General features: G+C 46.6%; 20 protein-coding genes. 8 read left to right on the top strand and 12 right to left on the bottom strand.

Annotated elements, in window-relative coordinates:
* Nucleotides 1-3: 3 nt before the first annotated feature.
* The 6 genes from RBK99_RS09390 to RBK99_RS09365 form a co-directional block, all read right to left on the bottom strand.
* Entirely contained in the window at nt 4-243 is a 240-nt protein-coding gene (locus RBK99_RS09390) for a DUF2442 domain-containing protein (protein WP_317504345.1), read from the bottom strand.
* Nucleotides 224-460 (bottom strand): DUF4160 domain-containing protein, encoded by a 237-nt coding sequence (locus tag RBK99_RS09385; RefSeq protein ID WP_317504344.1) that lies wholly within the window; start codon nt 458-460, stop codon nt 224-226. The genes RBK99_RS09390 and RBK99_RS09385 overlap by 20 nt, the downstream gene beginning before the upstream one ends.
* 118 nt (nt 461-578) lie before the next feature.
* The gene (locus RBK99_RS09380) at nt 579-1,406 is read right to left on the bottom strand and encodes a putative RNA methyltransferase (protein ID WP_317504343.1); all 828 of its coding nucleotides are present in this window, start codon (nt 1,404-1,406) and stop codon (nt 579-581) included.
* A 129-nt stretch (nt 1,407-1,535) separates the two neighbouring features.
* Nucleotides 1,536-1,745: a cold-shock protein gene (locus tag RBK99_RS09375; protein WP_248264387.1), complete on the bottom strand. Its 210-nt coding sequence runs from the start codon at nt 1,743-1,745 to the stop codon at nt 1,536-1,538.
* Nucleotides 1,746-1,946: 201 nt separating this feature from the next.
* Entirely contained in the window at nt 1,947-2,849 is a 903-nt protein-coding gene (ctlX, locus tag RBK99_RS09370) for a citrulline utilization hydrolase CtlX (RefSeq protein ID WP_317504342.1), read from the bottom strand.
* Between the two features lie 122 nt (nt 2,850-2,971).
* Nucleotides 2,972-5,116 (bottom strand): TonB-dependent siderophore receptor, encoded by a 2,145-nt coding sequence (locus RBK99_RS09365; protein ID WP_317504341.1) that lies wholly within the window; start codon nt 5,114-5,116, stop codon nt 2,972-2,974.
* Between the two features lie 110 nt (nt 5,117-5,226).
* On the opposite strand from RBK99_RS09365, the gene RBK99_RS09360 reads away from it, so the two are divergent.
* The 3 genes from RBK99_RS09360 to RBK99_RS09350 all read left to right on the top strand — a co-directional run bounded on the left by RBK99_RS09360 (nt 5,227) and on the right by RBK99_RS09350 (nt 9,065).
* The gene (locus RBK99_RS09360; RefSeq protein WP_317504340.1) at nt 5,227-6,372 is read left to right on the top strand and encodes a PepSY-associated TM helix domain-containing protein; all 1,146 of its coding nucleotides are present in this window, start codon (nt 5,227-5,229) and stop codon (nt 6,370-6,372) included.
* Nucleotides 6,372-6,842 (top strand): hypothetical protein, encoded by a 471-nt coding sequence (locus RBK99_RS09355; protein WP_317504339.1) that lies wholly within the window; start codon nt 6,372-6,374, stop codon nt 6,840-6,842. Before RBK99_RS09360 ends, RBK99_RS09355 begins: the two co-directional genes overlap by 1 nt.
* Nucleotides 6,843-6,914: 72 nt before the next feature.
* Nucleotides 6,915-9,065 carry a TonB-dependent siderophore receptor gene (locus tag RBK99_RS09350; protein ID WP_317504338.1) on the top strand — a complete coding sequence of 717 codons (2,151 nt, stop codon included), beginning with the start codon at nt 6,915-6,917 and terminating at the stop codon, nt 9,063-9,065.
* Nucleotides 9,066-9,140: 75 nt separating this feature from the next.
* Here the strand turns inward: RBK99_RS09350 and RBK99_RS09345 are convergent, their stop codons facing one another.
* On the bottom strand, nt 9,141-9,797 hold the full coding sequence (locus RBK99_RS09345; protein WP_317504337.1) for an epoxyqueuosine reductase QueH: 657 nt from the start codon (nt 9,795-9,797) through the stop codon (nt 9,141-9,143).
* Between the two features lie 201 nt (nt 9,798-9,998).
* On the opposite strand from RBK99_RS09345, the gene RBK99_RS09340 reads away from it, so the two are divergent.
* A complete protein-coding gene (locus RBK99_RS09340; protein ID WP_317504336.1) occupies nt 9,999-11,165 on the top strand; it encodes a methyl-accepting chemotaxis protein in 1,167 nt (388 codons plus the stop codon).
* On the opposite strand, the gene RBK99_RS09335 is transcribed toward RBK99_RS09340, so the two are convergent.
* Nucleotides 11,162-11,869, bottom strand: a complete 708-nt coding sequence (locus RBK99_RS09335) for a ZIP family metal transporter (RefSeq protein ID WP_317504335.1) — start codon at nt 11,867-11,869, stop codon at nt 11,162-11,164. The genes RBK99_RS09340 and RBK99_RS09335 overlap by 4 nt on opposite strands.
* 205 nt (nt 11,870-12,074) lie before the next feature.
* Between RBK99_RS09335 and RBK99_RS09330 the strand changes: the two genes are divergently transcribed.
* On the top strand, nt 12,075-14,012 hold the full coding sequence (locus tag RBK99_RS09330; RefSeq protein WP_317504334.1) for a S8 family serine peptidase: 1,938 nt from the start codon (nt 12,075-12,077) through the stop codon (nt 14,010-14,012).
* A gap of 74 nt (nt 14,013-14,086) precedes the next feature.
* Here the strand turns inward: RBK99_RS09330 and RBK99_RS09325 are convergent, their stop codons facing one another.
* The gene (locus RBK99_RS09325) at nt 14,087-15,391 is read right to left on the bottom strand and encodes an anti-phage deoxyguanosine triphosphatase (protein ID WP_317504333.1); all 1,305 of its coding nucleotides are present in this window, start codon (nt 15,389-15,391) and stop codon (nt 14,087-14,089) included.
* A 95-nt stretch (nt 15,392-15,486) separates the two neighbouring features.
* Between RBK99_RS09325 and RBK99_RS09320 the strand changes: the two genes are divergently transcribed.
* Complete coding sequence (locus RBK99_RS09320; RefSeq protein ID WP_317504332.1) at nt 15,487-16,653, top strand: methyl-accepting chemotaxis protein; 1,167 nt, start codon at nt 15,487-15,489, stop codon at nt 16,651-16,653.
* A 79-nt stretch (nt 16,654-16,732) separates the two neighbouring features.
* Here the strand turns inward: RBK99_RS09320 and RBK99_RS13535 are convergent, their stop codons facing one another.
* Entirely contained in the window at nt 16,733-16,885 is a 153-nt protein-coding gene (locus RBK99_RS13535; RefSeq protein WP_411161976.1) for a zinc ribbon-containing protein, read from the bottom strand.
* Nucleotides 16,886-17,127: 242 nt separating this feature from the next.
* Between RBK99_RS13535 and RBK99_RS09315 the strand changes: the two genes are divergently transcribed.
* Nucleotides 17,128-17,772 (top strand): hypothetical protein, encoded by a 645-nt coding sequence (locus RBK99_RS09315; RefSeq protein WP_317504331.1) that lies wholly within the window; start codon nt 17,128-17,130, stop codon nt 17,770-17,772.
* Here RBK99_RS09315 and yafN read toward each other — a convergent pair whose 3' ends face one another.
* Both yafN and RBK99_RS09305 read right to left on the bottom strand, forming a co-directional pair.
* Nucleotides 17,773-18,066 carry a type I toxin-antitoxin system antitoxin YafN gene (gene yafN, locus RBK99_RS09310; RefSeq protein WP_317504330.1) on the bottom strand — a complete coding sequence of 98 codons (294 nt, stop codon included), beginning with the start codon at nt 18,064-18,066 and terminating at the stop codon, nt 17,773-17,775. It lies immediately after the preceding gene.
* A 93-nt stretch (nt 18,067-18,159) separates the two neighbouring features.
* Entirely contained in the window at nt 18,160-19,221 is a 1,062-nt protein-coding gene (locus RBK99_RS09305; RefSeq protein WP_317504329.1) for an alpha/beta hydrolase-fold protein, read from the bottom strand.
* Nucleotides 19,222-19,519: 298 nt separating this feature from the next.
* Here RBK99_RS09305 and RBK99_RS09300 point away from each other — a divergent pair, with 298 nt between their 5' ends.
* Nucleotides 19,520-21,358 carry an MrcB family domain-containing protein gene (locus RBK99_RS09300; RefSeq protein ID WP_317504328.1) on the top strand — a complete coding sequence of 613 codons (1,839 nt, stop codon included), beginning with the start codon at nt 19,520-19,522 and terminating at the stop codon, nt 21,356-21,358.

Raw genomic sequence — 21,358 nt, 5'->3', positions numbered from 1 at the left:
GTGTTAGCCGCTTAAGAGCCCTCGCACACTAATATCTTCATCCAGTTTCGGCCAATGGATGCCCTGACCATTTCCCAATAGTTGCCAATCACTACGCTCTTCTTCTGAGGCGGCTTGCAAACGGGGGAACCAGATAATCGGTGCAGAAATTTTACGCCCGTCAGCTAGCTCTACTTCGAGCGTTGCTTCGGTGACGCAAACATTCACCGCAACAGGATGCCGATCAATTTCTAAAGTATTCATCCCAAGCCTCCAAAAGCCCTTTTCTGTGTTGAACTACTATTCTGTTTATGCGCCTCAACTCAAACGATGAGAAACCTATCGAGCTGCTCATTAAAACAGGCTTCAGCCAAAACTTTGCCAGTTTATTGTCTCGCTGCACATGAATGTGCGGGGGCTCACCGCTTTCATTACTATAAAAGAAAAAACGATAAGCACCAATCCTTAGTATCGTTGGCATGCTTTAGTTTCCGTACTTTTCAAAGAAACAAAGCTTAGAACGATCTGAACGATTATACGTTAACAAATAACTTAAACTTACGTAGTCACTTGCCCTTTATGACTATCGAATACTAATTTTAATAACTAAAAACTCGTACCCAAATATCAGCGGTTAAGTCGAGTGATTCAAGTTTCGAAGCTTCTTCACGGCCTTCAGCACTACTTCGGTAGAGATGCGGTGTCATGGTCAGTAGGTCTTTTATGGCCTGATTTGATGTCAGTGATACCGGGAAAGTCACTTGCTGTTCGGAGGTCAGTTCAAATTCGGACGAGGTGATTGGTAACGTCTCATTTTTACTTTTTAGTTCAGAATAAATAATGGCTTTCAACTCTTGCAGATGGTCACCGGCAGGGTCCACCATAATCAATCGGCCACCGGGTTTCAAAACCCGCTTAAACTCAGCTTCGACCGGGAAGCCGAACACGCATAAAATGGTATCGACACTATTGTCAGCTAGCGGAATAGAAACGTTCGATGCCACCATCCAGCTCAAACGTTTGTCTTTCTTTGCCGCGGCCTGCACTGCCCACTTTGAAATATCCAGTGCCGCAATGTTTAAATTCACGTTGCTCTGCTCAGCTTGCTCAATCAAATACCGCAGGTAATAACCTTCACCACACCCCGCATCTAACAGCGCCTGATTGCCATGCGCCAAAACCGTATCAGTTAAAACTTGCGCCAGCGGCTGGTAATAACCGTGTTCCAGATAATCGCGGCGAGCCTGCACCATGGCTTTGCTGTCACCAGGGTCTCTCGAGCGCTTATTCTGCACCGGCAACAAATTCACATAGCCCTGCTTTGCCACATCAAAACTGTGCCCGTTTTCACAGCGCCAGCTGCGTCCGTGTAAATGAAGAGGATGGCCATCCAACGGACAAATAAAATGAGTTAACGGCTGAGTCACATTGCATTCCGTTTGATTTGATTCTGGAGTTATTCTACGTGGTTTTACGCCAAAATTCAGACACAAAAAAAGCAGCCCGTAAGCTGCTTCTCATAATTCTGGCTTAATTAAAAGCTCAATTCACGCGGATCACGCCGCTTGAATGTTCTCAGCCTGAGGACCTTTAGGACCCTGAGTGATTGAGAAAGAAACGTTTTGACCTTCGGTCAGCGTTTTGAAACCATCGCCAACAATTGCGCTAAAGTGAGCAAATACGTCTGCGCCACCTTGCTGCTCGATAAAACCAAAACCTTTTGCTTCGTTAAACCACTTAACAATACCGTTTACTGAATTAGACATAATAAATATCCTGAAATTTTAAAAAAATAAGTAATCGCTCCGAGCGTTCCCGATTGCGATGATCGTGCGGGGTAAAAAATGAAACTTAAACTACAGGACGAAGATATTACTACTTAATAAAGCGACGTATTAGGAGTGTTTAACTAACTGTTTCTTATCCAACGCCGCCACTGTACGCTTATTCTATGCCATGTCAAACAATTATTTTGGAAATATCTGCGCTAGCATGCAACGTATTGATCCGCCGCCAAGCTCTATAGTAGGAACCGCTATCGGTAACAGCTCAACCCACTGCTTCAGTTGCTGAACCTGATCTGTATTTAATGAACGATAAGCGGTCTCAGAAATAGCCAGAATTTTACGGCCGTTAGCATCCAGCTCCAGCGTGTTCCCTGCAAAGTGGTTAATTTGCTGCTCTGTTAAGGGCACCAGAGCTTTGTCGCAGGCTTCAACCGAGCGTATCACACGCTGTTTTTGTTCAGGGTTGCGGATCATATCCAGCGACGCCATGACAAAGTCACTGCCAACAGCCATCAACACATTGGTGTGATACACGGGTTTGCCGTCGCCCGAGGTTGCATCAAACACAATAGGCTCATAACCCAGCCGCTCACACAGTTGGCTCAGAGCTCCTTCATCCATGCGTTTGGAACGCGCAGCATAGGCCACTTTATGGTTATGGTCGAAAACAACAGAGCCGGTCCCTTCCAAAAACACATGACGCTGCTCTAACGAACTTAAATCCAGAGTTTTCTCGTAACCATATTCCGTACGCAAAAACTCAATGATATCCGTCCGCCGCTCTTTACGGCGGCTACTGCAATACATAGGGTACAGGACCAATTCACCCGTGCGGTGTGTGCTGAACCAATTGTTCGGAAAAACCGAATCTGGTGTTTCAGTGCCTTCATCGTCAAAAAGGTGCACCTTAACGCCTTTGCTCTGCAGCACTTCAGCCGCCTTTGTCACTTCATCATAGGCCGCTTTCGCAACATTCACGCCCTGTTGCGCAACCGACTGAAAGGCATTGTCTGCCATAGTTTCGGGGTTAGAAGCAAAGTAATGCGGACGCACCATAACAACGGTATTGGACGACTGGCTCATTGGACAAAACAAGATTGCAGAATTTGCGCGCAGTTATAGCAAGTTGCGGGGCGCTTAGCAATGTACAAAAGAAAAGGGCAGTGGATCAACACTGCCCTTCGTAAAACCGAACACTTCTGGTGTTACCACGCGTATTTGACGCTCACCTCAAAATTACGCGGTGCACCGAAAAAGCCCTGATTATAAAAGTCGATGCTGGAATAGTATTTTTCATCGAACAAATTATTGACGTTAACGCTCAGGTCCCAGTTTTTACTTAGCTCATAACTCGCCATGGCATTAACGACCGCATAGCTGTCCTGATTAAAGGTTTCACCATTCGGCCCGGCTCCCGGGTTAGAAACCTCACTTTGCCAGTTGGCATTCACTCCAAACTTCAAAGCACCAGTCATGCTGTAAAGCACACTGGCTTTCATCATATCTTCCGGCAAGTACGGCGCGTAATCTGAACCATCACGAGCTTCAGACTCGTTGTGGGTATAACTGAAAAAGATATTCAGTGCTTCTGTTGGCTTACCATTTAGCTCCAGCTCATAACCTTCACTTTCAGCGCCATCAACGCCAATAGACGGGCGTATGTTGGTTCCGGGAATAAAGTCGGTATTGTTCGGGTCGTTAATTGCCAGGTTATCTTCTTTCACTTTATAAACAGCAAAGCTGGCTGAAAGTGCCTCATTGAAAAAGTCACCTTTCACACCTACTTCTGCGTTAGAGCCTTCAACCGGACCTACTAATTCGCCGTTTACGTTAAGCGCGTCTTGCGGCTGAAATATTTCCGTATAGCTCGCATAGGTTGAGATAATATCGGTAATATCGTAAACAACCCCCAGATACGGGGTATTCACACCTGAGTTTTTGTAATCACTTGGAGCCCAAGGAGACTCTACTCTGGCATCGTATGTCGTCACTCGGTTTCCGAGAATAGCCGTCAATTCATCCGTTAAGCTAAACTGTGCTGCGGCGTAAATCCCTTTTTGAGTTGTAGAACCGCTGGTTCCATACGCCGGCGTATTGTTAAAGTCTGGACGCGGCACCCCATCTCCCCACTCAAATAAGCTGGGAATAACAATCGTATCTGCAGTGCCAAATGACTCTGCAGACTCTTCCTGATCTGAATACAAGGCACCGGCAGTTAATTGATGTTCACGCCCCAAAAGCTCAAAAGGACCTGACGCCAAAAACCGAAATGACATTTGCTCCCTGTCTGCAACATAGTGATTAGGCGAGGAACTCAAACCTAAGCCGGTTTCCTGATCCGGGAACCCGGAAAAGTACAAAAGGTAGCCATCCATCTCACCTTCGCGGCGCTCAACGTCCAATTGCACATCCCAGCCGTTATCAAACGCATGCTCCAACTGCACGAATGCGTTAGTGCTCTGACGATCCCAGCGGTTCCAGGGCGAGGCCGTTGTCGTGCTCACCGGCAAATCATCCGCCTGGGTTCCGTCCGCATAAAACAACGGTAACGCACCCCACATACTTCCCTGAGGATTCCGTTCGCTGTAGTCCGCCCCAGCAGTTAAACGCGTCTGGGTACTTAAATCCGCAGTGATGACCGCATAAATTTGCGCGTTCTCTTTTTCGGATAAGTCGACATAGCTTTCACCTTCTTCATAAGCCATGGCCACGCGGCCTTTCACATTACCGCTTTCCGATAAGGTTTGAGAATGATCCAGCTCTAACCGACGGTTACTCCATGAACCCGCTTGTGCACTTACGTAACCGCCATCCTCTGCTTTGGGGCGTTTACGAATCAAATTGATGGCCGCTGAAGGCTCCCCCGCCCCCGTCAGCAGACCCGTTGCGCCACGCACAATTTCAATCCGTTCAAAAATAACAGAGTCGGCTAATGCTTCACTAAAAAAGCTATTGTAGGCAATGGGTACACCGTCAAACTGGAAGTTGGTTACATCACGACCACGAGCACGGAAAAAGAAACGGTCAGTTTCGGCCTGCTGTGCCTGAATGCCCGGCGCAAATCGCATCACATCGGCAACCGTTTCCAGTGAGAAGCTTTCAATAAAGGTACGGTCAATAACGGAAATAGACTGAGGTGTCTGGCGCAATGTTAAAGGCAGACCAGTGGCTGTCGTTGCCCGGTCCAGCGGGCTTCCGGTGACTTTAACGTGTTCAAAAATCTTTTCCTGCGCTTGTGCTTTCTCCTTTGATTGCGTTGTTGAATCTTCGGATTGAGCAGCGACTGCCGCAGTACTTAGCAACGCGGAAGCAACCGCGGTTGCTATAAAATTTTTGGCAAATGCCTTCATGAATTGTCTCCCGACCAAATTACGTAAATGCGAATCGTTATCGATACATTGTATTTGATAATTGTTCGTATTTGCAATATCATTTCGGAAAATTTTGTGAGGGAGTCAAAATGACGCAACGACAATGGTTCAAATTACATGGCTGGTGCTCTCTGCCAATATGGATCCTGTTCTGCTTTATCTGCATTACCGGTACTATTGCCGTGTTCAGTCATGAATTGACTTGGCTATTTAACGAAAACGCCCGTGCGGTAAACCCCAACGATTTAGCCGCTAAACCCATTTCAGAGCTCGTTGCTAATGTTAAGAGCCAGTTCCCGACCGCCAATGTCACAACAGTCATGACGTTTGAACCCTACCTGATTAATGCCGTTATGTTTTCAACCGAGAACATTCCGGTTGGCATTGCTTACGTAAACCAATACACCGGCCAAATTCAGGAAGTAAACCAGGGCATTACCTTTATCAACTTTATGCGTTCGCTGCACAGCTGGTTGCTATTCCCCTGGCAGGACGGTTACAGCGTTGGTTATTACTTAGTGTCCGCCATGTCGTTCGTCATGTTAGGGGCGCTCATTACCGGCTTGGTTATTTACAAAAAATTCTGGCGTGCCTACACACAGCCAAAAGTTCGCGCCAAACAAGGGAAAAAAACCTTGTTAACCGACTTGCACAAGCACGGCGGAGCCTGGTCTATCTGGTTCCTTCTTGTCATGAGCCTGACCGGCCTGTGGTACTTTACGCAACAAGTACTTTGGCATGCGGATATCGACATTGAAGGGCATGCACCGCTGGTCGAGGCGTCCGATATTCCCACCGGCAGCAAAGCACAACCACCGGTATCTTTTGAAGACGCGTTACTCATTGCCGAGCAGCGCTTTCCTGATATTCGCCCCAGCTACATCATGATGCCAGAGCATAACCGCGACATGTTTAAAATTATGGGCGGCGGCGACTTCGTCTTCTACGACCAGTATTCTTATCGTCTGGATATAAACCCCTGGAACGGTGATATTGCTAGAGCCATTTCACCGGATAATATGAATGCCCTGCAGACCATTCAGCATATTGCCGATCCACTGCATTACGGCACTATAGGGGGCATATGGACTAAAATTATTTGGTTCATTTTCGGGCTTATTTTATCCGCCATGTCCATTACTGGCTTCTTGATCTGGGGATCCCGTACGGTTAAAGCATCCAAGGAAAAGCGGGCGGCTGCTCAGGAACAACTTCAAAGCGAGGGGGCACACTAATGGCGCGTCGCAAAAATACGTTTTGGAACCGAAACAAATTTAAACTCAGTGGCTTAATCCTTATTTTGCCCTTCTACTTTTTGTATGAACAATTGCAGCCACCTGAGTTTCCTCCAGTATGGGCTGAAAAGTCAGTAGGGCCCTTCACAGTCGCCATACAGCCCATGAATGACGAAGCGCCATATGCCCATCACGACGACTGGGTAAAAGACTTTTCCGCTTATGTGAAAGAGGGGAAAGTCAGCAACATTCGTCAGGGTTATGTGAATATTGGTGAAAAGCCGATACCGCTAAAAACACTACAGAAAGACGATGTTGGCATTTTGCATGGTAGTGAACTGCTGCAACATGTGCATGCCATAGCCCCGCAAAATTTAGAGCCGGAACAACGTGTATGGGTGACGTTGCAGACCTGGAATGGCGATGTGCACACCGCTAATTGGCAACTTCCGGACAATTGGGTGAAATAACACTTTAAATACGAATCGTTTTCATTTACGATCCACCTCAATTTAGACACCACCTAAAACTCGAGGGGAACAATGAAGATTCAAAAAGCGTTGTTGGCGGCTAGTATTCTGGCTGCCTTAACCAGCACCAGCAGTTACGCACAAGAAGAAAAAAAAGAAAAATCAAAAGAAGAGATGATGGAGACCATCAAGGTCAGTTCTCGCGGACTTATCTCTTACGTTAGCGCGACCGGATCAAAATCTGACACCCCCATTATTGAAACACCCTTGTCGGTTTCTGTTCTTACTGAAGCTCGCATTGAAGACTTAGGGGCCGTTACCGTGCAGGACGCTATCGGTTATGTCGCCGGTTTATACAACGGACCCTATGGCGTTGACACACGCGGAGACTGGGCGCAAATCCGAGCTGTGTCTCCGGTCCAGTATTTAGACGGCCTGAAATCTCTTTTTGGTTACTACAACAACGTACGCGTTAATCCTTACTCGCTAGGTCAAATCGAAATATTAAAAGGTCCCAGCTCAGTTTTATATGGGCAAGGCTCAACGGGCGGTATCATTAACCTTGTCAGTAAACGCCCCCAGGCCGAAACAGAAGGTGAGTTCTGGGCTCAGCTCGGTAACTATTCACGGAAACAGATTGCCGGAGACATTACCGGTGCGTTAAACGAGGACGCGTCTCTGCAAGGTCGTTTTGTTGGCTTATATCGTGATAGTGACACCCAAACCAACTACGTACCGGATAACAGTCTGGTGTTAAATCCGTCTCTGACCTGGCACGCCAACGAAAATACTAAAATTACGCTCATTGGAAACATCCAGCGCAATGAGTCAGGCTCCAGTACGCAATTCTTTCCCTGGCAGGGCACCTTGCTACCCAACGAGTTTGGCCAAATTGATAGCGCCACCTTTGTGTCGGAGCCAGACTTCGATAAATACGATACTGAGCAAGACGCGTTAACCGCAATTGTTGAGCATGATATAAACCTCAATTGGCGCGTACGTTTGGCAAGCCGTTACAGCGACAGCAGCGCAGACTACAATACCATGTACGGTTGGCCGCCTGTCTTTGCCGACGACAACCGCACGGTGAATCGCGTTTCCTATCTGTCGCGCGCCAATGCCAGAGCATGGACTACCGATTTACAATTGCACGGCACACTAATGACTGGCGCTATTGAACACGATTTGGTCTTTGGTCTCGATTTTCAGGATGCCTATACCGATAACGATTACGCCTATGGTGCAATGAACACACTCGATTTGTATAACCCTGTGTATGGTCAGGCTACGGGTCTGCCAACTGAAGCGGACATTACAGACCTCCCCTCCAGCAAAACCTATCAGGTTGGCCTGTACATGCAGGACAATATGAAAATTGCTGAGAAATGGTTAATTTCGGCAGCACTTCGCCGTGACCGGGCAACCACCAACCCGGAAGCATCGTCAGCGACTGATCAGTACGCCACGACGGGTCGTCTGGGCTTTATGTATTTAATGGACGGTGGTGTTTCACCTTACATTAGCTACAGTGAGTCGTTCTCACCATTACTGGGTACCGACGCTTACGGTAACGCTTTTGTTCCTACTGAAGGGAAACAGTGGGAAGCAGGCGTAAAATATCAACCGAAGGGCACCGAACATTTACTTACCGCCTCAGCGTACAAAATTACCGAGGAAAACCGCGCAACTCCGCTGGGCTCAGGTCAGTCAGACAACCCGGAAGTCGTAAACCCCGACGGCCAAATCCAAACGGGTGAAGTTGAAATTGAAGGTATTGAGCTGGAAGCTCAGTTAGCCTGGGAGTCTCTGGATGTGTACGCAAGTTACGCCTACACTGACGCAGTCGTCACCGAAAGCAACAATCCTTTGCAACAAGGCGCAACTCTGTCAGCTACACCTGACCAGCAAGCGTCTGTTTGGGCAACTTATCGTCCGGGGAACTGGAACGGATTTAAGGTTGGCGCGGGCGTCCGCTACGTTGGTAATACGTCCGATGGCAGCGCCTATGTCGAGCAAAACGGAACCGTTGTGAACGATCCGCTGGAAACCCCAAGCTATACGGTTTTTGACGCTATGATTGGCTACGAGTGGGAAAACTACAGCCTAAGTCTGGATGTAGATAACCTAACCGACAAAACCGTTTTAACCTCTTGTCTGGCCCGCGGCGACTGTTTCTACGGCCAGCAGCGTACCGTTATGGCTAACTTCCGCTATAACTTCTAAAATTTATTGAATTGATATTTCACGTGCAGCCCCGGACGCCTTTCTTCCCAGCGCCCGGGGCTTTTTTATGACGAATTATTCAGGGGTGTAATACTCAACGCCAATTTGAATACGGTCGCGACCGTTTTGCAAACGCCAGCGGTTGGTGTCTCGCAACGAGTAAACGCAGCCGCAATATTCCTGCTGATAAAAACGCTCACGCTTAGCAATTTCGACCATGCGGGCAGAGCCACCTTTTTTACGCCAGTTGAAGGTCCAGTAATGTAAGCCCGGATAAGGCGCAACTGCGCGCTCGCCGCAGTCATTTATCTGTTCCATATTCTTCCAGCGTGAAATACCCAGGCAACTGGTAATGGTATCGAAGCCGTTTTCATGGGCATACAACGCCGTACGTTCAAAGCGCATATCGAAACACTCGGTACAACGTTTACCGCGTTCAGGTTCCCACTCCAACCCTTTTACTCGCTCAAACCAGTTTTTTGAGTCGTAATCGCAGTCAATAAAGTCCACACCCAGCTTTTCAGCAAAGCGGATGTTTTCTTCTTTACGCAGCAGATACTCTCGTTCCGGATGAATATTCGGGTTGTAAAAGAAAATCGTAAACTTAATGCCGGCTTCCGCCATACGCTCCATAACTTCGCCGGAACACGGTGCACAACAAGAGTGCAGCAACACGTGATCAGAGCCCGTCGGAGTTTCCAAAACAATGGATTCTTTCTTGTTTCTAGCCATAACTCTCTCTTCGCGGCTGGAATTTGTGCAAATTATAACGCAAACAGATGGTAGCAGACACCACAAACGTGGGTAAGAACAATAACGCTGTTTTATCGATTTTGGCTATCGGCAAAACCTATTGAAGAAAAGCTATCTTTAATCACCACTTTAGATTACTTTTCACCGCTTTTTTTTAAACTATAAGTGGAAAGTAAAACAATGAAAGTATCTAACCTGTCCTTGGCTAGAATTAATCAGATTAACCTTCTTTTTCTGGTTAGTTTAGCGGTTATCCTTGGGCTCGCTCTATTCTCTGACATAACAGACGGCGTGCTAGCTGCTCCCGCTCTGGTTATTACGTTATTAGCCGTAATTTTCTATGTCAGTTCACGGCGGTTTCTGACGCTTGCAGTAAAAGAGCTTAAAAGCATGGCTGAACAAGTCAGCGACGGCAATCTTGATCCGAGAGTGAACTTAAGTAGCGAAAACGAATTTGGACAGATTGCACGTTCTTTGAATCGTGCATTGAAACGCTTCAGTCGTATTTTAGCTCATGTGGACGGTGCTACAGAAAAGCTAAGTAATTTGGCGGAACGCACAGCTTCGGTCTCTGATCGTTCTCATGTCACTAGCGAAAAGCTGAGTGAGCAGTCCACTAGCCTGGCCTCTACTATTGAAGAAATTTCAGCCAGCATGAACGAAATGACAGCAACAATTGAACGTATTAATCACAATACCGACTCTGTTTCTGAAGTCAGCATTACCTCTGAGCAGCAAATTAATAAGCTGGCCGAGCGGCTCAATAAGCTCGTCAGTTCTGTCGAGCTGTTCGACAGCAGCTTCGATAAAGTTGAAAAAAGTGCCGAAAAGATCACCTCTTTTGTCGAGCTGATTCAAAGTGTCACAGAACAGACCAACCTGCTCGCTCTGAACGCTGCCATTGAAGCTGCCCGGGCGGGGGAGCACGGAAGAGGCTTCGCAGTAGTGGCCGACGAAGTTCGTTCTTTAGCTCAAAAAACGAAAGCGACGACAGGTGACATTGTCAGCATGACAAACGAGCTTCGCGCTGTTATCTCGTCCTCTGGCGAGATTAGCGATCAAGCTTTAGAAGCCTCTAAAGAGGCACAGAAGATATCGGCAGAAACCATTGAGTCATTTAATCTGGTTTTAGCTTCAATACGCGAAATTAATGCCGAGGTGGATATCGTGACCGAAGCCAGTAAACAGCAGAATGATGCTGTAGAGAATGTCAGCAAAAACATTCAGGTGCTTAGCGATCTTTGTGATGGTGCCTATGAACAGGCGGAGACATTATCGAATAACACCGACGAACTGAACAATCTCAGTAACGAAATTGTTAAGCAGATGGACAAACTCGACGATTAACTCAAAAGTTGTTTGCTTAACATGCCCAGAATAAAGCCTAGCACTGCGCCCAGGGCCGGTACCCAATGACGGCGCATTTTCGCTTCAGGGGCAATGTCTTGAAACACTAAGTAAAGGATTCCGCCGGCGGCAAAGCTCATTATTGATGCGGTAATGTGAGGTGAATCACTCAGCCACCAATAGCCCATTATTGCCGCCAGCGGGCCAAAAAATGAGACGCCTAACAACCCGAACAACGCCGTTTTTGTGGTTAGTTTTGCGGCTTTTAATTCCCGGTATGCGTTAAACCCTTCAGGAAAATTTTGTGCTGCAATGAAAATAGCCAGCAGTATGCCCATTTTTGGGTTAGCGGCAAATACAGCACCAAGGGAAATCGCTTCAGGCACAAAGTCCAACACCATAGCCATAAACTGTGCAACATTGCCTTCATTATTCTGTAACCAGGCATCAATGAGACAAAAAGTGACTCCGCCAGCCGCAAACAACCCCGTCAGTTGCCAGGCATTTAACTCTTTCATGCCCTCAGGCACCAGCGCAAAAGCAACAGCAGCCAGTAAAATGCCGCCACCAAATGCAGTAATGCCATGAACGAACTCTCGCTTAACGACCGTATTGGCATTGCCTTCAAGATGCGCTAAAAAACCTCCGAAAAGGGCCATTAAGCCCGCTCCCCAGGCTATTGCAAGCATGACATAGACACTCATTTCGCCCCTCCCGGATTGTTTAAAAAAGGTAAAGTCTTTAAACTTTTTTACACTTTTACCCTTTAAATTCGTTAACAGTTGTTATTAAATGTAACAAATGGCGTTATCTGACGTCATTTCATGCAGCCAAACGTTGTATCCCCTGCTGCCGTCTTTAAAGGGCTTTCTACAGCCCAAAATAAAAACAAAAAGAGAATATAACGTTATGAAAAAACTTAGTTTTCTTACGCTGTCTGCTTTGGCAGTGTCGGTTTCATCTGCTTTTGCTAAGCCTCCTGAGCAGTCTCAAGCTCAACCACTACTTAAACAACAGAAGCAAATAGAAAGCGACGCTCCTCAGCGTTACATCATTAAGTTTAAAAATAAAGGTAATGCGGTCTTCAAAAACAAAGTACGAGGCCGTTCCGAACTGGCTTTATCCCGCGCCCACAACACCGTGAAAAAGGCGGGTGGTAAAGTTAAGATCAGTATGCGTCACAGCTTAGCTGTCGCCGCTGAGCTTAGTCCTAAAGAGAAAAAACGCCTCGAGAAAAACCCCAATATAGAATACATCGAAGTTGACCAAAAGCGTCGTTTTATGGCGCAGGACGTTCCTTACGGTATCGGCATGGTACAAGCCAACTTGGTTGACGACAGCGTCGCATCAGCCGCTGCCGGTGGTAAAGAAATTTGTGTCATCGATTCCGGTTTAGAACTGCCGCACGAAGACATGGGTACAAGAGGCAACACCATTAACGGCACTAACGATAGCGGTACCGGCAACTGGCACGACAACGGCGGCCCACATGGCACACACGTAGCCGGCACCATTGCTGCTTTAAATAACAGCTTTGGGGTTCGCGGCGTTATCGGTAGTGATCCTAACCTGCACATTGTAAAAGTGTTCAATGACAACGGATGGGGCTACTCATCATCACTGGTTTCTGCTATTGAAACCTGTGCTGACAACGGCGCCGAAGTGGTCAACATGAGCTTAGGTGGTCCTAACTCCAGCCAAACTGAAGCCTCAGCAATGCAAAACCTGTATAACCAGGGCGTATTGCTCGTCGCTGCCGCAGGTAACGATGGTTCCGCTTACACCTCGACCGATGCAATGTCTTATCCCGCATCTTATAATTCGGTGGTTTCAGTTGCAGCCGTTGATAACAGCAAGCAGCTGGCAGATTTCTCACAGAAAAACAGCCAAGTTGAAATTTCAGGTCCGGGTGTCAGCATTCTTTCAACCTACCCTGAAGGCACTGGTCAGCAAGGTAACTACGGCACCATGAGCGGTACGTCTATGGCATCGCCACACGTGGCAGGTGTTGCAGCGTTAGTCTGGTCACATCACCCCACCTGTAGCGCACAGGAAATTCGCGGTGTTCTTAACGCAACAGCGGAAGACTTAGGTGCCGCAGGCCGTGACGTGAAATACGGTTATGGTTTAGCACAAACAAAAGACGCTATCGACTACATCGACGCTAATGGCTGTGACGGCACAGGCGGCGGTGGTGGTGAAGAGCCGCCGGCAGACAACGAACTGACGAATGGTCAAACGGTCAGCAACCTTTCGGCAACAACGGGTGACTCGCTTTACTACACCTTAAATGTTCCGGCGGGTGCGACAGACTTGAGCTTTGCCATCAACAGCGGTTCAGGCGACGCAGACCTTTATGTTCGCTTTGGTGCGCAACCGACCACCTCAACCTATGACTGTCGTCCATACCAGGGCGGTAATGCCGAAACTTGTACCATTTCGAACGTACAGGCCGGTACCTACTACGTTATGGTCAATGCGTACTCTAGCTTCTCTGGCCTTAACCTGACCGGTTCATACACTGCGCCAAGCACTGGCGGCGGCGGAGGTGACTCTGTTTCAGCTACCGACCTGTCAGGCACAAGCGGTGAGTGGACTCACTACTATGTTGACGTTCCGGCGGGTATGTCATCACTTGACGTGACCATGTCAGGTGGCAGTGGCGACGCAGATCTGTATGTTCGCCAAGGTAGCCAGCCTACCGAGTCTGCGTATGAGTGTCGTCCATACCGCTCGGGTAACAACGAAACTTGCAGTATCGATAACCCGGCAGCGGACCGCTGGTACGTCAGTATGAAAGGTTACACTAACTACTCTGGCGTAGACTTATTAGTTGAATGGCAATAAGCCGTTAAAGAGTAAAATGTAACTTCGAGGGCGCCTTTTGGGCGCCCTTTTTTGTGCCAGTCGAAAGGTTTTAATCAGACTTTATCAAACACCGAGCCGGTATCCGGGCTGAATAACTTACTATAAAGTTTAGTGGCGTAATTGTCGGTCATACCGGAAATATAGTCACAAATAACACGCTTGGGGTTATCCGAGTTTTTGTATTGTCTAAAGGTAGACTCCGGCAGCAGACGCTCCGGGTTCTCGCTCAATACCTGAAACAACTTAAGAATCATCATCTGGCCTTTGTATTCCAGCACCTGCACCGACGAACTTCGAATAACGTGCTTAAACACAAAGTCTTTTAACACTTGCAGCGTGTGCTCAATATCTTCAGGTAACTCAGCCTGCAGATCCAACCACGGCGATTCAAATACTTTTTGCTCAACCACCTCAATACAGGGTACGAAATGACCAATTAGCAGGCTAATGGCGTGCTTACGCGGCTTACTTTCGTCCGAAAACAGCTTTTCGGTGTAAAAGTCGGCATTTTTGGCAATAATGCTGTCTTTTAACACCTTGTTCAGAACATCTTCCCGCCATTGCCTTTCTGTAACCAGGTTCAGAGCTAGTGAGTCTTCTAAATCATGCACACCGTAAGAGATGTCATCCGCCAGCTCCATAATGGAGGTATCGAACGCTTTGTATTGCGCCTTTGTTTTACCCTTTGTGGTTTTAGTGGCGCGAAACCGGGCTCGATCCTCCTGGCTAAAAGGCTTCAGTACCCAGTCCAGTACATCTTGTTCATCGTCATGAACGGATTTCGGCGGTTTAAAAGCATCCAGGTGATCTTCATCAGACAGTGAGCGAGTACTAACTTCGCTGTGTAACACTGGGTATTTCAGCACGCCTAATAACGTGCGTCGGGTTAAGTCCAGACCGTCGTTGTCAGAATACTCACCCAGCTTTGAAATAATACGCAACGTCTGCCCGTTGCCCTCAAAGCCACCGCTTGAATGCATGTGATAGTTCAGCGCCACTTCACCACCATGACCAAACGGCGGGTGACCAATATCGTGCGCCAGACAAATAGCCTCAATTTGAAAGTATGACGGGATATGCGTTGAAACAGCTGGGTTCTCGGCATACTTTTGCTTTAGCTTCTCGCAAATGCCCGATCCAATCTGCGCCACCTCCATGGAGTGCGTTAAGCGCGTACGGTAAAAGTCACTTTCGCCCACGCCCAGCACCTGAGTTTTAGCCTGCAGTCGCCGAAACGCCGATGAGTGAATAATGCGCGCTCTGTCACGCTGCGCATCGCTGTCGGGTGTCGCAGCGTTAAAGGTCGTAGTTTTTCCTGAGCGGCGTTGGTGCAGCTCGGTTTGCCGAATATTATTCACGTCCTACCTCAAAACCCTTCTAAAAAATAGAAATAAATATATAGTTCTTTCGAAAATTTATGCACGCTATTTATCATGATAATTTGAGGGATCAAATGAAGTTATCTAATCTATCTCTGTCCAGAATAAACCAGATTAACCTTTTATTTCTGATCACGTTAGTCGTTGTTCTTTGCCTTTCATTATTTACCGATATAACCCGCCAAGCACTTATTATACCAGGCATTATCATTGCTGTTTTATCGGTAGTCTTTTTTATCGTCTCCCGACGTTTCTTAAACTTAGCCATGAAAGAACTGAAAAATATGGCGACTGAAGTCAGCAATGGCAATCTCGACCCGAGAGTCAGTTTAAGCAGCGACAATGAGTTCGGCCAAATCGCACGCTCATTGAACCGTGCATTAAAACGCTTTAGCCGTATTTTAGGTCACATTGACGGAACAACCGAAAAGCTGAGTAATCTGGCAGAGCGAACAGCTTCCGTGTCTGACCGATCTCACACTACCAGTGAGAAGCTTAGCGAGCAATCCAGCAGCCTAGCTTCAACCATCGAAGAAATTTCCACCAGCATGAACGAGATGACATCAACAATAGAGCGAATTAATAGCAATACCGATTCGGTCGCTGAGGCCAGTACAACTTCCGAGCAGCAAATGAACCATCTAGCCGAACGATTGCAGAAATTGGTCAGCTCGGTGGAGAAGTTCGATAACAGTTTTGAACAAGTTGAGAAAAGCGCAGAGAAAATCACCTCATTTGTTGAACTTATAGAAAGCGTGACTGAACAAACCAATTTGCTGGCTCTAAACGCCGCTATTGAAGCCGCGCGAGCGGGAGAACATGGACGTGGGTTCGCCGTTGTCGCGGACGAAGTTCGCTCTTTAGCTCAGAAAACCAAGGCAACCACAGCGGATATCGTTAGCATGACTAACGAACTGCGAGACGTTATATCGTCTTCCGGAGAAATCAGTGACCAAGCACTGGAAGCTTCAAGAGAAGCACAGGAAATTTCGACAGCGACCACCGATTCATTTAACACCGTATTGACTGCCGTAAGAGAAATTAACGCTGAGGTTGATATGGTGACCGAAGCGAGCCAACAACAAAATGACGCAGTCGAAAGCGTTAGCCAAAACGTGCAAGTTCTCAGCGACTTATGCGATAACGCTTATGAACAAGCCGATACCTTGTCCAAAAATACCGATGAACTAAACGACCTTAGTAGTGACATTGTTAAGCAAATGGATAAATTAGACGACTAGCCAGATATTTTGTGCCCTCTCTGAATGGCTAAACATTCGGAGGGGAGACAAAGGATGAATTGCTTATTGAAATACGATGTCACTTAATTTTTTTATATTTAATATTCTGGCCTGAACCACATTCTCCGCAAGGGGGGAGCCTATCACCATCATCAAGTGTGACCTCCCATTTATTGCAACTTGTGCACTGATAAGTACCTTTTCCTGGTTTTTCACCAATATCGTAAAGCATGATATTTCTCCATTAAGTATTGAAAATTGAACCTAAGCAACTTAAGAGTAGTCGTTAAAGTCAGCATTACAATTTATGAACACCCTTTCGTATCTAGAAGCAGTATTTACGTAACACTCTCTTCCCTTAAGTTGTTAGCTATTGGCACAGCCTTTGCTACTTCTTATCAAAACGCGCAAATAGATCGCTAAACAGGCAAACCATTGCCACCCGGCAATGCCCGTTTTGGATAAGGAAGAGCCATGAACATTAATCCTGTGAGTAATAACGCAAATTATCCTGCGGCAACCACGCATAGTGATGCAGCCGAAAAGCCAGCCAGAAAAGAGGCTGTTACCAGCGAAGACAAAGAGTCACTCATAGACAAGGCCTATCGCAGCATGCTGTTGAACCGCATGGGCGTTGACGCAGAAAAGCTGGAAGAAATAGAGAAAAAGATAGAAGAGCTAGAGAATAAATCGGACCTTAGCAAAAACGAAAAAGAAGAACTTAACAGCCTGATGCAGGCACGTGACCAATTATTTGAAGATGCTATGCGACGCCAGGCGGAAGAGGGAAAAAACGGTAAGCAGCCAGATATCCCCTATGTCATTACTGAAACCTTTAACCCTCATCGCATTTCACCCAACGGCATGAGTGAACTGGCCAGCCAGCTGTTTGATGCCGGCGTCATTACCAATCAGCAACGTAGTGCGATGAGTTTTCAAATTTCCAAAACCAGTTTGCACAAAACCTACACGCCGGAGTCTCAGCAGATAGACCCGAATGAGCCTATGGATTTTGTGAAGTTTTGGGAAGACAGAGTAAAAGCCAACGACTATTTTGATGTCTCACCAAAAGAAAAAGCGAAAGACCAAGGTATTTTAGACGTGTTGCGGCAGCTTTAGTTACTCTTTAGAGTCATCCAGATCAGATTTTTTGGCCTCAGTTAAAAGCTTCTCTCCTTCAGCGCTAATAGCTTTTAACCGTGCCGCCGTCGGACGGAAAAGCGACTCTACTTTAGGATTACAAGCTTCCAATTGGCGTACCATAGCTTCAAATAATTCGGCACCGACCATATAGCCCGCCGTTTTATTGTGGGAGAGTACCGCAACAGGCTCAGCTTCAAAATACTGACAGGGATGCTTACGCACATCGCTGGCCGATACTGTTTTTTCAGCCAATATCGTTTGTGTGTTCATGCTTTACCTCACCACTTTCGTATTTATTGACTAAATTATAACCACAAAATGTACTCAATTACAAACAAAATAATATACATAAATATGTACAACTTAGTTTTTTATCGTCTTCTTCAAGTCCGCATTCTGCGCTTCAATTTCGCTGAGGTATTTTGACCCATGCTCGCGCGCCAGCTTAATGGCCTTATTCGACGCCTTTAGCGCACTTTCGTTGTCGTCATTCATTGAATACACCGTTGCCAGGCTGTCCCACAGAATTTCAGACTGGTCGAATACCTCAACGCCCTTTTCAAGAATTTCCACGCCCCATTTAACCTTGCCTTCATACGCCGCTTTTAAGCCATACACGTTGTATTGATGCACCGACATAGGGAAGTTATGACCGACGCTTTTTTCATAGGCGCTATAGTGCGCCCGCAGCTGCGCCAACGATTTAATTTCAATATTCGGCACTGCATTAAAGCCCCGAAAAATGGATTTAAGCCCTTCAACGTTGCCAATTAAAGGCGTGCTGTCGTGAGTTTCGTTGGGGAACTGCTTTGACTCCCAATCAAGGCCCGATTCCGGCATCGCGTTAAGCACTTTTAGCACACGCTCAAAACTCTCCGCCATTTCGTTAGGCTCGTTAGCCATGCTGATAAACCAGCGCGTTGACCGTGCGTCTTGATTTTGCGTAGCAGTTTTTAGCTCTTTAATCAGTGCGAAATCATCCCACCAAAGGCTTGGGCTGACCGATATGGCGGCATTGATAAAATTAGAATGATGAGCCGCCAAATAGCTGGTGTAGAGCCCCGAAAGCGAGTGTCCGGTAACTACAGTGTAAGGCGACATTCTGTACTTCTTTTGTAACTCAGGCAGCAGTCCATCTCGCAAAAACTGGGTGTACTGCTCGGCACCGCCAGAACGTTCAGCGTAAGCTTCCATTTTTGTGTGAGTAAAACGCTTTAAGCGGTTTCTTGCACTGACCCCAACAACAATCATCTCCGGCACAATAGAAAACGTACTGAGAAAATTGACGTTACCGGCTATATGCTCAAACTGCGTAGACCCGTCCATGACTAACAGTACCGGGTACTCAAAACTGCTGGAGTGACCATAGCTTTCCGGCAGTACGACTCGCGCAGTTATGCCCTCATCAATGAGTTTAGATTGCATTGTGAAGAGTTCGGAAGCCTGGATGCTGGCGGTAAAAAGGAATAATAGACAGGTGAATGCTTGAGTTAGTTTTTTATAAGAAAGGGGCATGAGATCAGTAAGTTACTGGGTAGTGGGAGTATGTTAGAGCTATTTGTGATTAGCAGCAACTTAGGTGCTTTTAATTTCTAACATTAATTAAATCAAAGTAAAATCTGGCATTTGGCAGTAAAGAGTCGTAATCCTTTTCCTACAATGCGATAAAGGTTATCGTAATCAAAACAATAAAAACCCACAGGAAGTGGTTAAAGGTAATTAAATGTCATTAAGTGATAATCTCTCTACTATCCTAGATGCCTGGCCGGAAGCTCGAAGCCAACCCTTTGCCGGGCATGACATAGCTAATTGCATTAGAAACGATTTACCTAATTCAATAGAAGGAACCTTCTCTGAGAGTGAAATAGTCAATTTAAAATTTTTTGGCAGTCCGGGCCAAGGCAACTGGGCGACTGTGCCGTGGTCCGCTATCTTTGACCGGCGGTACACAGAAACAGCACAAAACGGGATATACCCGGTCTTTTTGTTCAAAGCTGATGGTTCTGGGGTATATCTATCACTAGGGTTTGGCGCAACAACTTTAATCCGTACTTATGGATTAAATGAAGCCAAAGTAGTTGCTAAGAGTTGGAAAGAAACAATTAGAAAGGCACTTCCGGGCTTATCACACTGGAATTCAGACGTTTATGTAAACGAGCCAGGTCGCAACGGTGCCAATTATAATTGGGCTACTGCCGGAGCTAAGTATTACTCGCAAGCTGATCTGAAAAACAATGAGCACATTGAAAGTGATTTAAAAGAACTTACGTCAATTTATAAAAGGCTTGTCGATAGCATTCTGTCAGGTGACATCATTTTGCCGGGCTCAGAAGATGGAGAAAGCACCTTGCCAACTAGCCATTCGGTAGCACTGCCTAAACCTTTTCTTCTCCTAGCCGGTATATCCGGCACTGGCAAAACCCGCTTCGTTCGTGAGCAAGCTAAAGCGACCAAACAAGGGGCAAACAACTATCAGATTGTTCCTGTTCGCCCTGATTGGCATGAGCCTTCAGATTTACTGGGTTATATTTCTCGGCTTGGCAAGCAACCTGAATACGTGCCAACTAAGGTACTCACGTTTATTGCTCAGGCATGGACTAATTTAAATCCAACCATAGAGTTGGACGAGTCAGGCCGAGCGTGGTGGAGTCCACAAATCAAGGAAGCTGTTAGCCCTTACTGGCTATGCCTTGACGAGATGAATTTGGCCCCTGTCGAACAGTACTTTGCTGACTATTTATCCGTTCTGGAAACACGTGAGTTTGATCATAGCGCTGAAACGCTTAGGTATCGTTCTGATGCTCTCGTGTCGTCTGAGCTCATCAAAGGACTTGGAGACAAAGCTGAAGGCAACTTAAAAGAAGCGCTCGGTGTGTCTGACCAATTATTTGAGCAATTTAAAGAACACGGCATTCCACTACCTTTTAATTTGATCATTGCCGGCACTGTGAATATGGATGAAACCACACACGGATTCTCGCGCAAGGTCATAGACAGAGCATTCACGATAGACTTTGGGCTCTTCTTCGAGAATCGTTTTGATGAGTTCTTTGAGGGGCAACCAAATATTCAACCGCTAACTTATTCAACGATTTCTGATGCGCGTGCGCCAGGCTTATTTGATGACAACGAAGTTTTTCGAGATCAATCTGTCTCGTTTCTTGATGAAGTGAATTGCGTATTAAAAGGAACCCCTTTCGAGCTAGCATTCAGGGCATTAAATGAACTGTTGCTATCAGTATATTGCTTTAACCCGAAGACCGAGAAAGAACTCACAGCCGTTTGGGATGACTTTTTAATGACAAAAGTGTTACCCCGTATTGAAGGTGATAGCGACAAGTTATCGCTCTCCGGTAACAGTAAAGATAACGTTTTATCGGGTTTAGAGCTTATTTTGAAGCAACACCCTAACTTTCGGCAGATGGTAGATACTGAGCGTACAGACTTTTTCAGGAAAAACAGGAATGGACAGGCTAAAAAGATACAATGCCGGAGTATTAGCACACTAGAGAGGATGCAACGTCGCCTGGGAACTAACGGATACACAAGCTTCTGGCCTTAG

The sequence above is a fragment of the Idiomarina solivarensis genome (assembly GCF_033052755.1).
Taxonomy (GTDB): domain Bacteria; phylum Pseudomonadota; class Gammaproteobacteria; order Enterobacterales; family Alteromonadaceae; genus Idiomarina.
This window is presented reverse-complemented; position numbering and strand designations above follow the sequence as displayed.

What these genes read in the sequence shown, in the direction of transcription:
- RBK99_RS09390 (WP_317504345.1), bottom strand. Translation starts at nt 243, where the DNA reads ATGAATACTTTAGAAATTGATCGGCATCCTGTTGCGGTGAATGTTTGC.
- RBK99_RS09385 (WP_317504344.1), bottom strand. Translation starts at nt 460, where the DNA reads ATGCCAACGATACTAAGGATTGGTGCTTATCGTTTTTTCTTTTATAGT.
- RBK99_RS09375 (WP_248264387.1), bottom strand. Translation starts at nt 1,745, where the DNA reads ATGTCTAATTCAGTAAACGGTATTGTTAAGTGGTTTAACGAAGCAAAA.
- ctlX (WP_317504342.1), bottom strand. Translation starts at nt 2,849, where the DNA reads ATGAGCCAGTCGTCCAATACCGTTGTTATGGTGCGTCCGCATTACTTT.
- RBK99_RS09365 (WP_317504341.1), bottom strand. Translation starts at nt 5,116, where the DNA reads ATGAAGGCATTTGCCAAAAATTTTATAGCAACCGCGGTTGCTTCCGCG.
- RBK99_RS09360 (WP_317504340.1), top strand. Translation starts at nt 5,227, where the DNA reads ATGACGCAACGACAATGGTTCAAATTACATGGCTGGTGCTCTCTGCCA.
- RBK99_RS09355 (WP_317504339.1), top strand. Translation starts at nt 6,372, where the DNA reads ATGGCGCGTCGCAAAAATACGTTTTGGAACCGAAACAAATTTAAACTC.
- RBK99_RS09350 (WP_317504338.1), top strand. Translation starts at nt 6,915, where the DNA reads ATGAAGATTCAAAAAGCGTTGTTGGCGGCTAGTATTCTGGCTGCCTTA.
- RBK99_RS09345 (WP_317504337.1), bottom strand. Translation starts at nt 9,797, where the DNA reads ATGGCTAGAAACAAGAAAGAATCCATTGTTTTGGAAACTCCGACGGGC.
- RBK99_RS09340 (WP_317504336.1), top strand. Translation starts at nt 9,999, where the DNA reads ATGAAAGTATCTAACCTGTCCTTGGCTAGAATTAATCAGATTAACCTT.
- RBK99_RS09335 (WP_317504335.1), bottom strand. Translation starts at nt 11,869, where the DNA reads ATGAGTGTCTATGTCATGCTTGCAATAGCCTGGGGAGCGGGCTTAATG.
- RBK99_RS09330 (WP_317504334.1), top strand. Translation starts at nt 12,075, where the DNA reads ATGAAAAAACTTAGTTTTCTTACGCTGTCTGCTTTGGCAGTGTCGGTT.
- RBK99_RS09320 (WP_317504332.1), top strand. Translation starts at nt 15,487, where the DNA reads ATGAAGTTATCTAATCTATCTCTGTCCAGAATAAACCAGATTAACCTT.
- RBK99_RS13535 (WP_411161976.1), bottom strand. Translation starts at nt 16,885, where the DNA reads ATGCTTTACGATATTGGTGAAAAACCAGGAAAAGGTACTTATCAGTGC.
- RBK99_RS09315 (WP_317504331.1), top strand. Translation starts at nt 17,128, where the DNA reads ATGAACATTAATCCTGTGAGTAATAACGCAAATTATCCTGCGGCAACC.
- yafN (WP_317504330.1), bottom strand. Translation starts at nt 18,066, where the DNA reads ATGAACACACAAACGATATTGGCTGAAAAAACAGTATCGGCCAGCGAT.
- RBK99_RS09305 (WP_317504329.1), bottom strand. Translation starts at nt 19,221, where the DNA reads ATGCAATCTAAACTCATTGATGAGGGCATAACTGCGCGAGTCGTACTG.
- RBK99_RS09300 (WP_317504328.1), top strand. Translation starts at nt 19,520, where the DNA reads ATGTCATTAAGTGATAATCTCTCTACTATCCTAGATGCCTGGCCGGAA.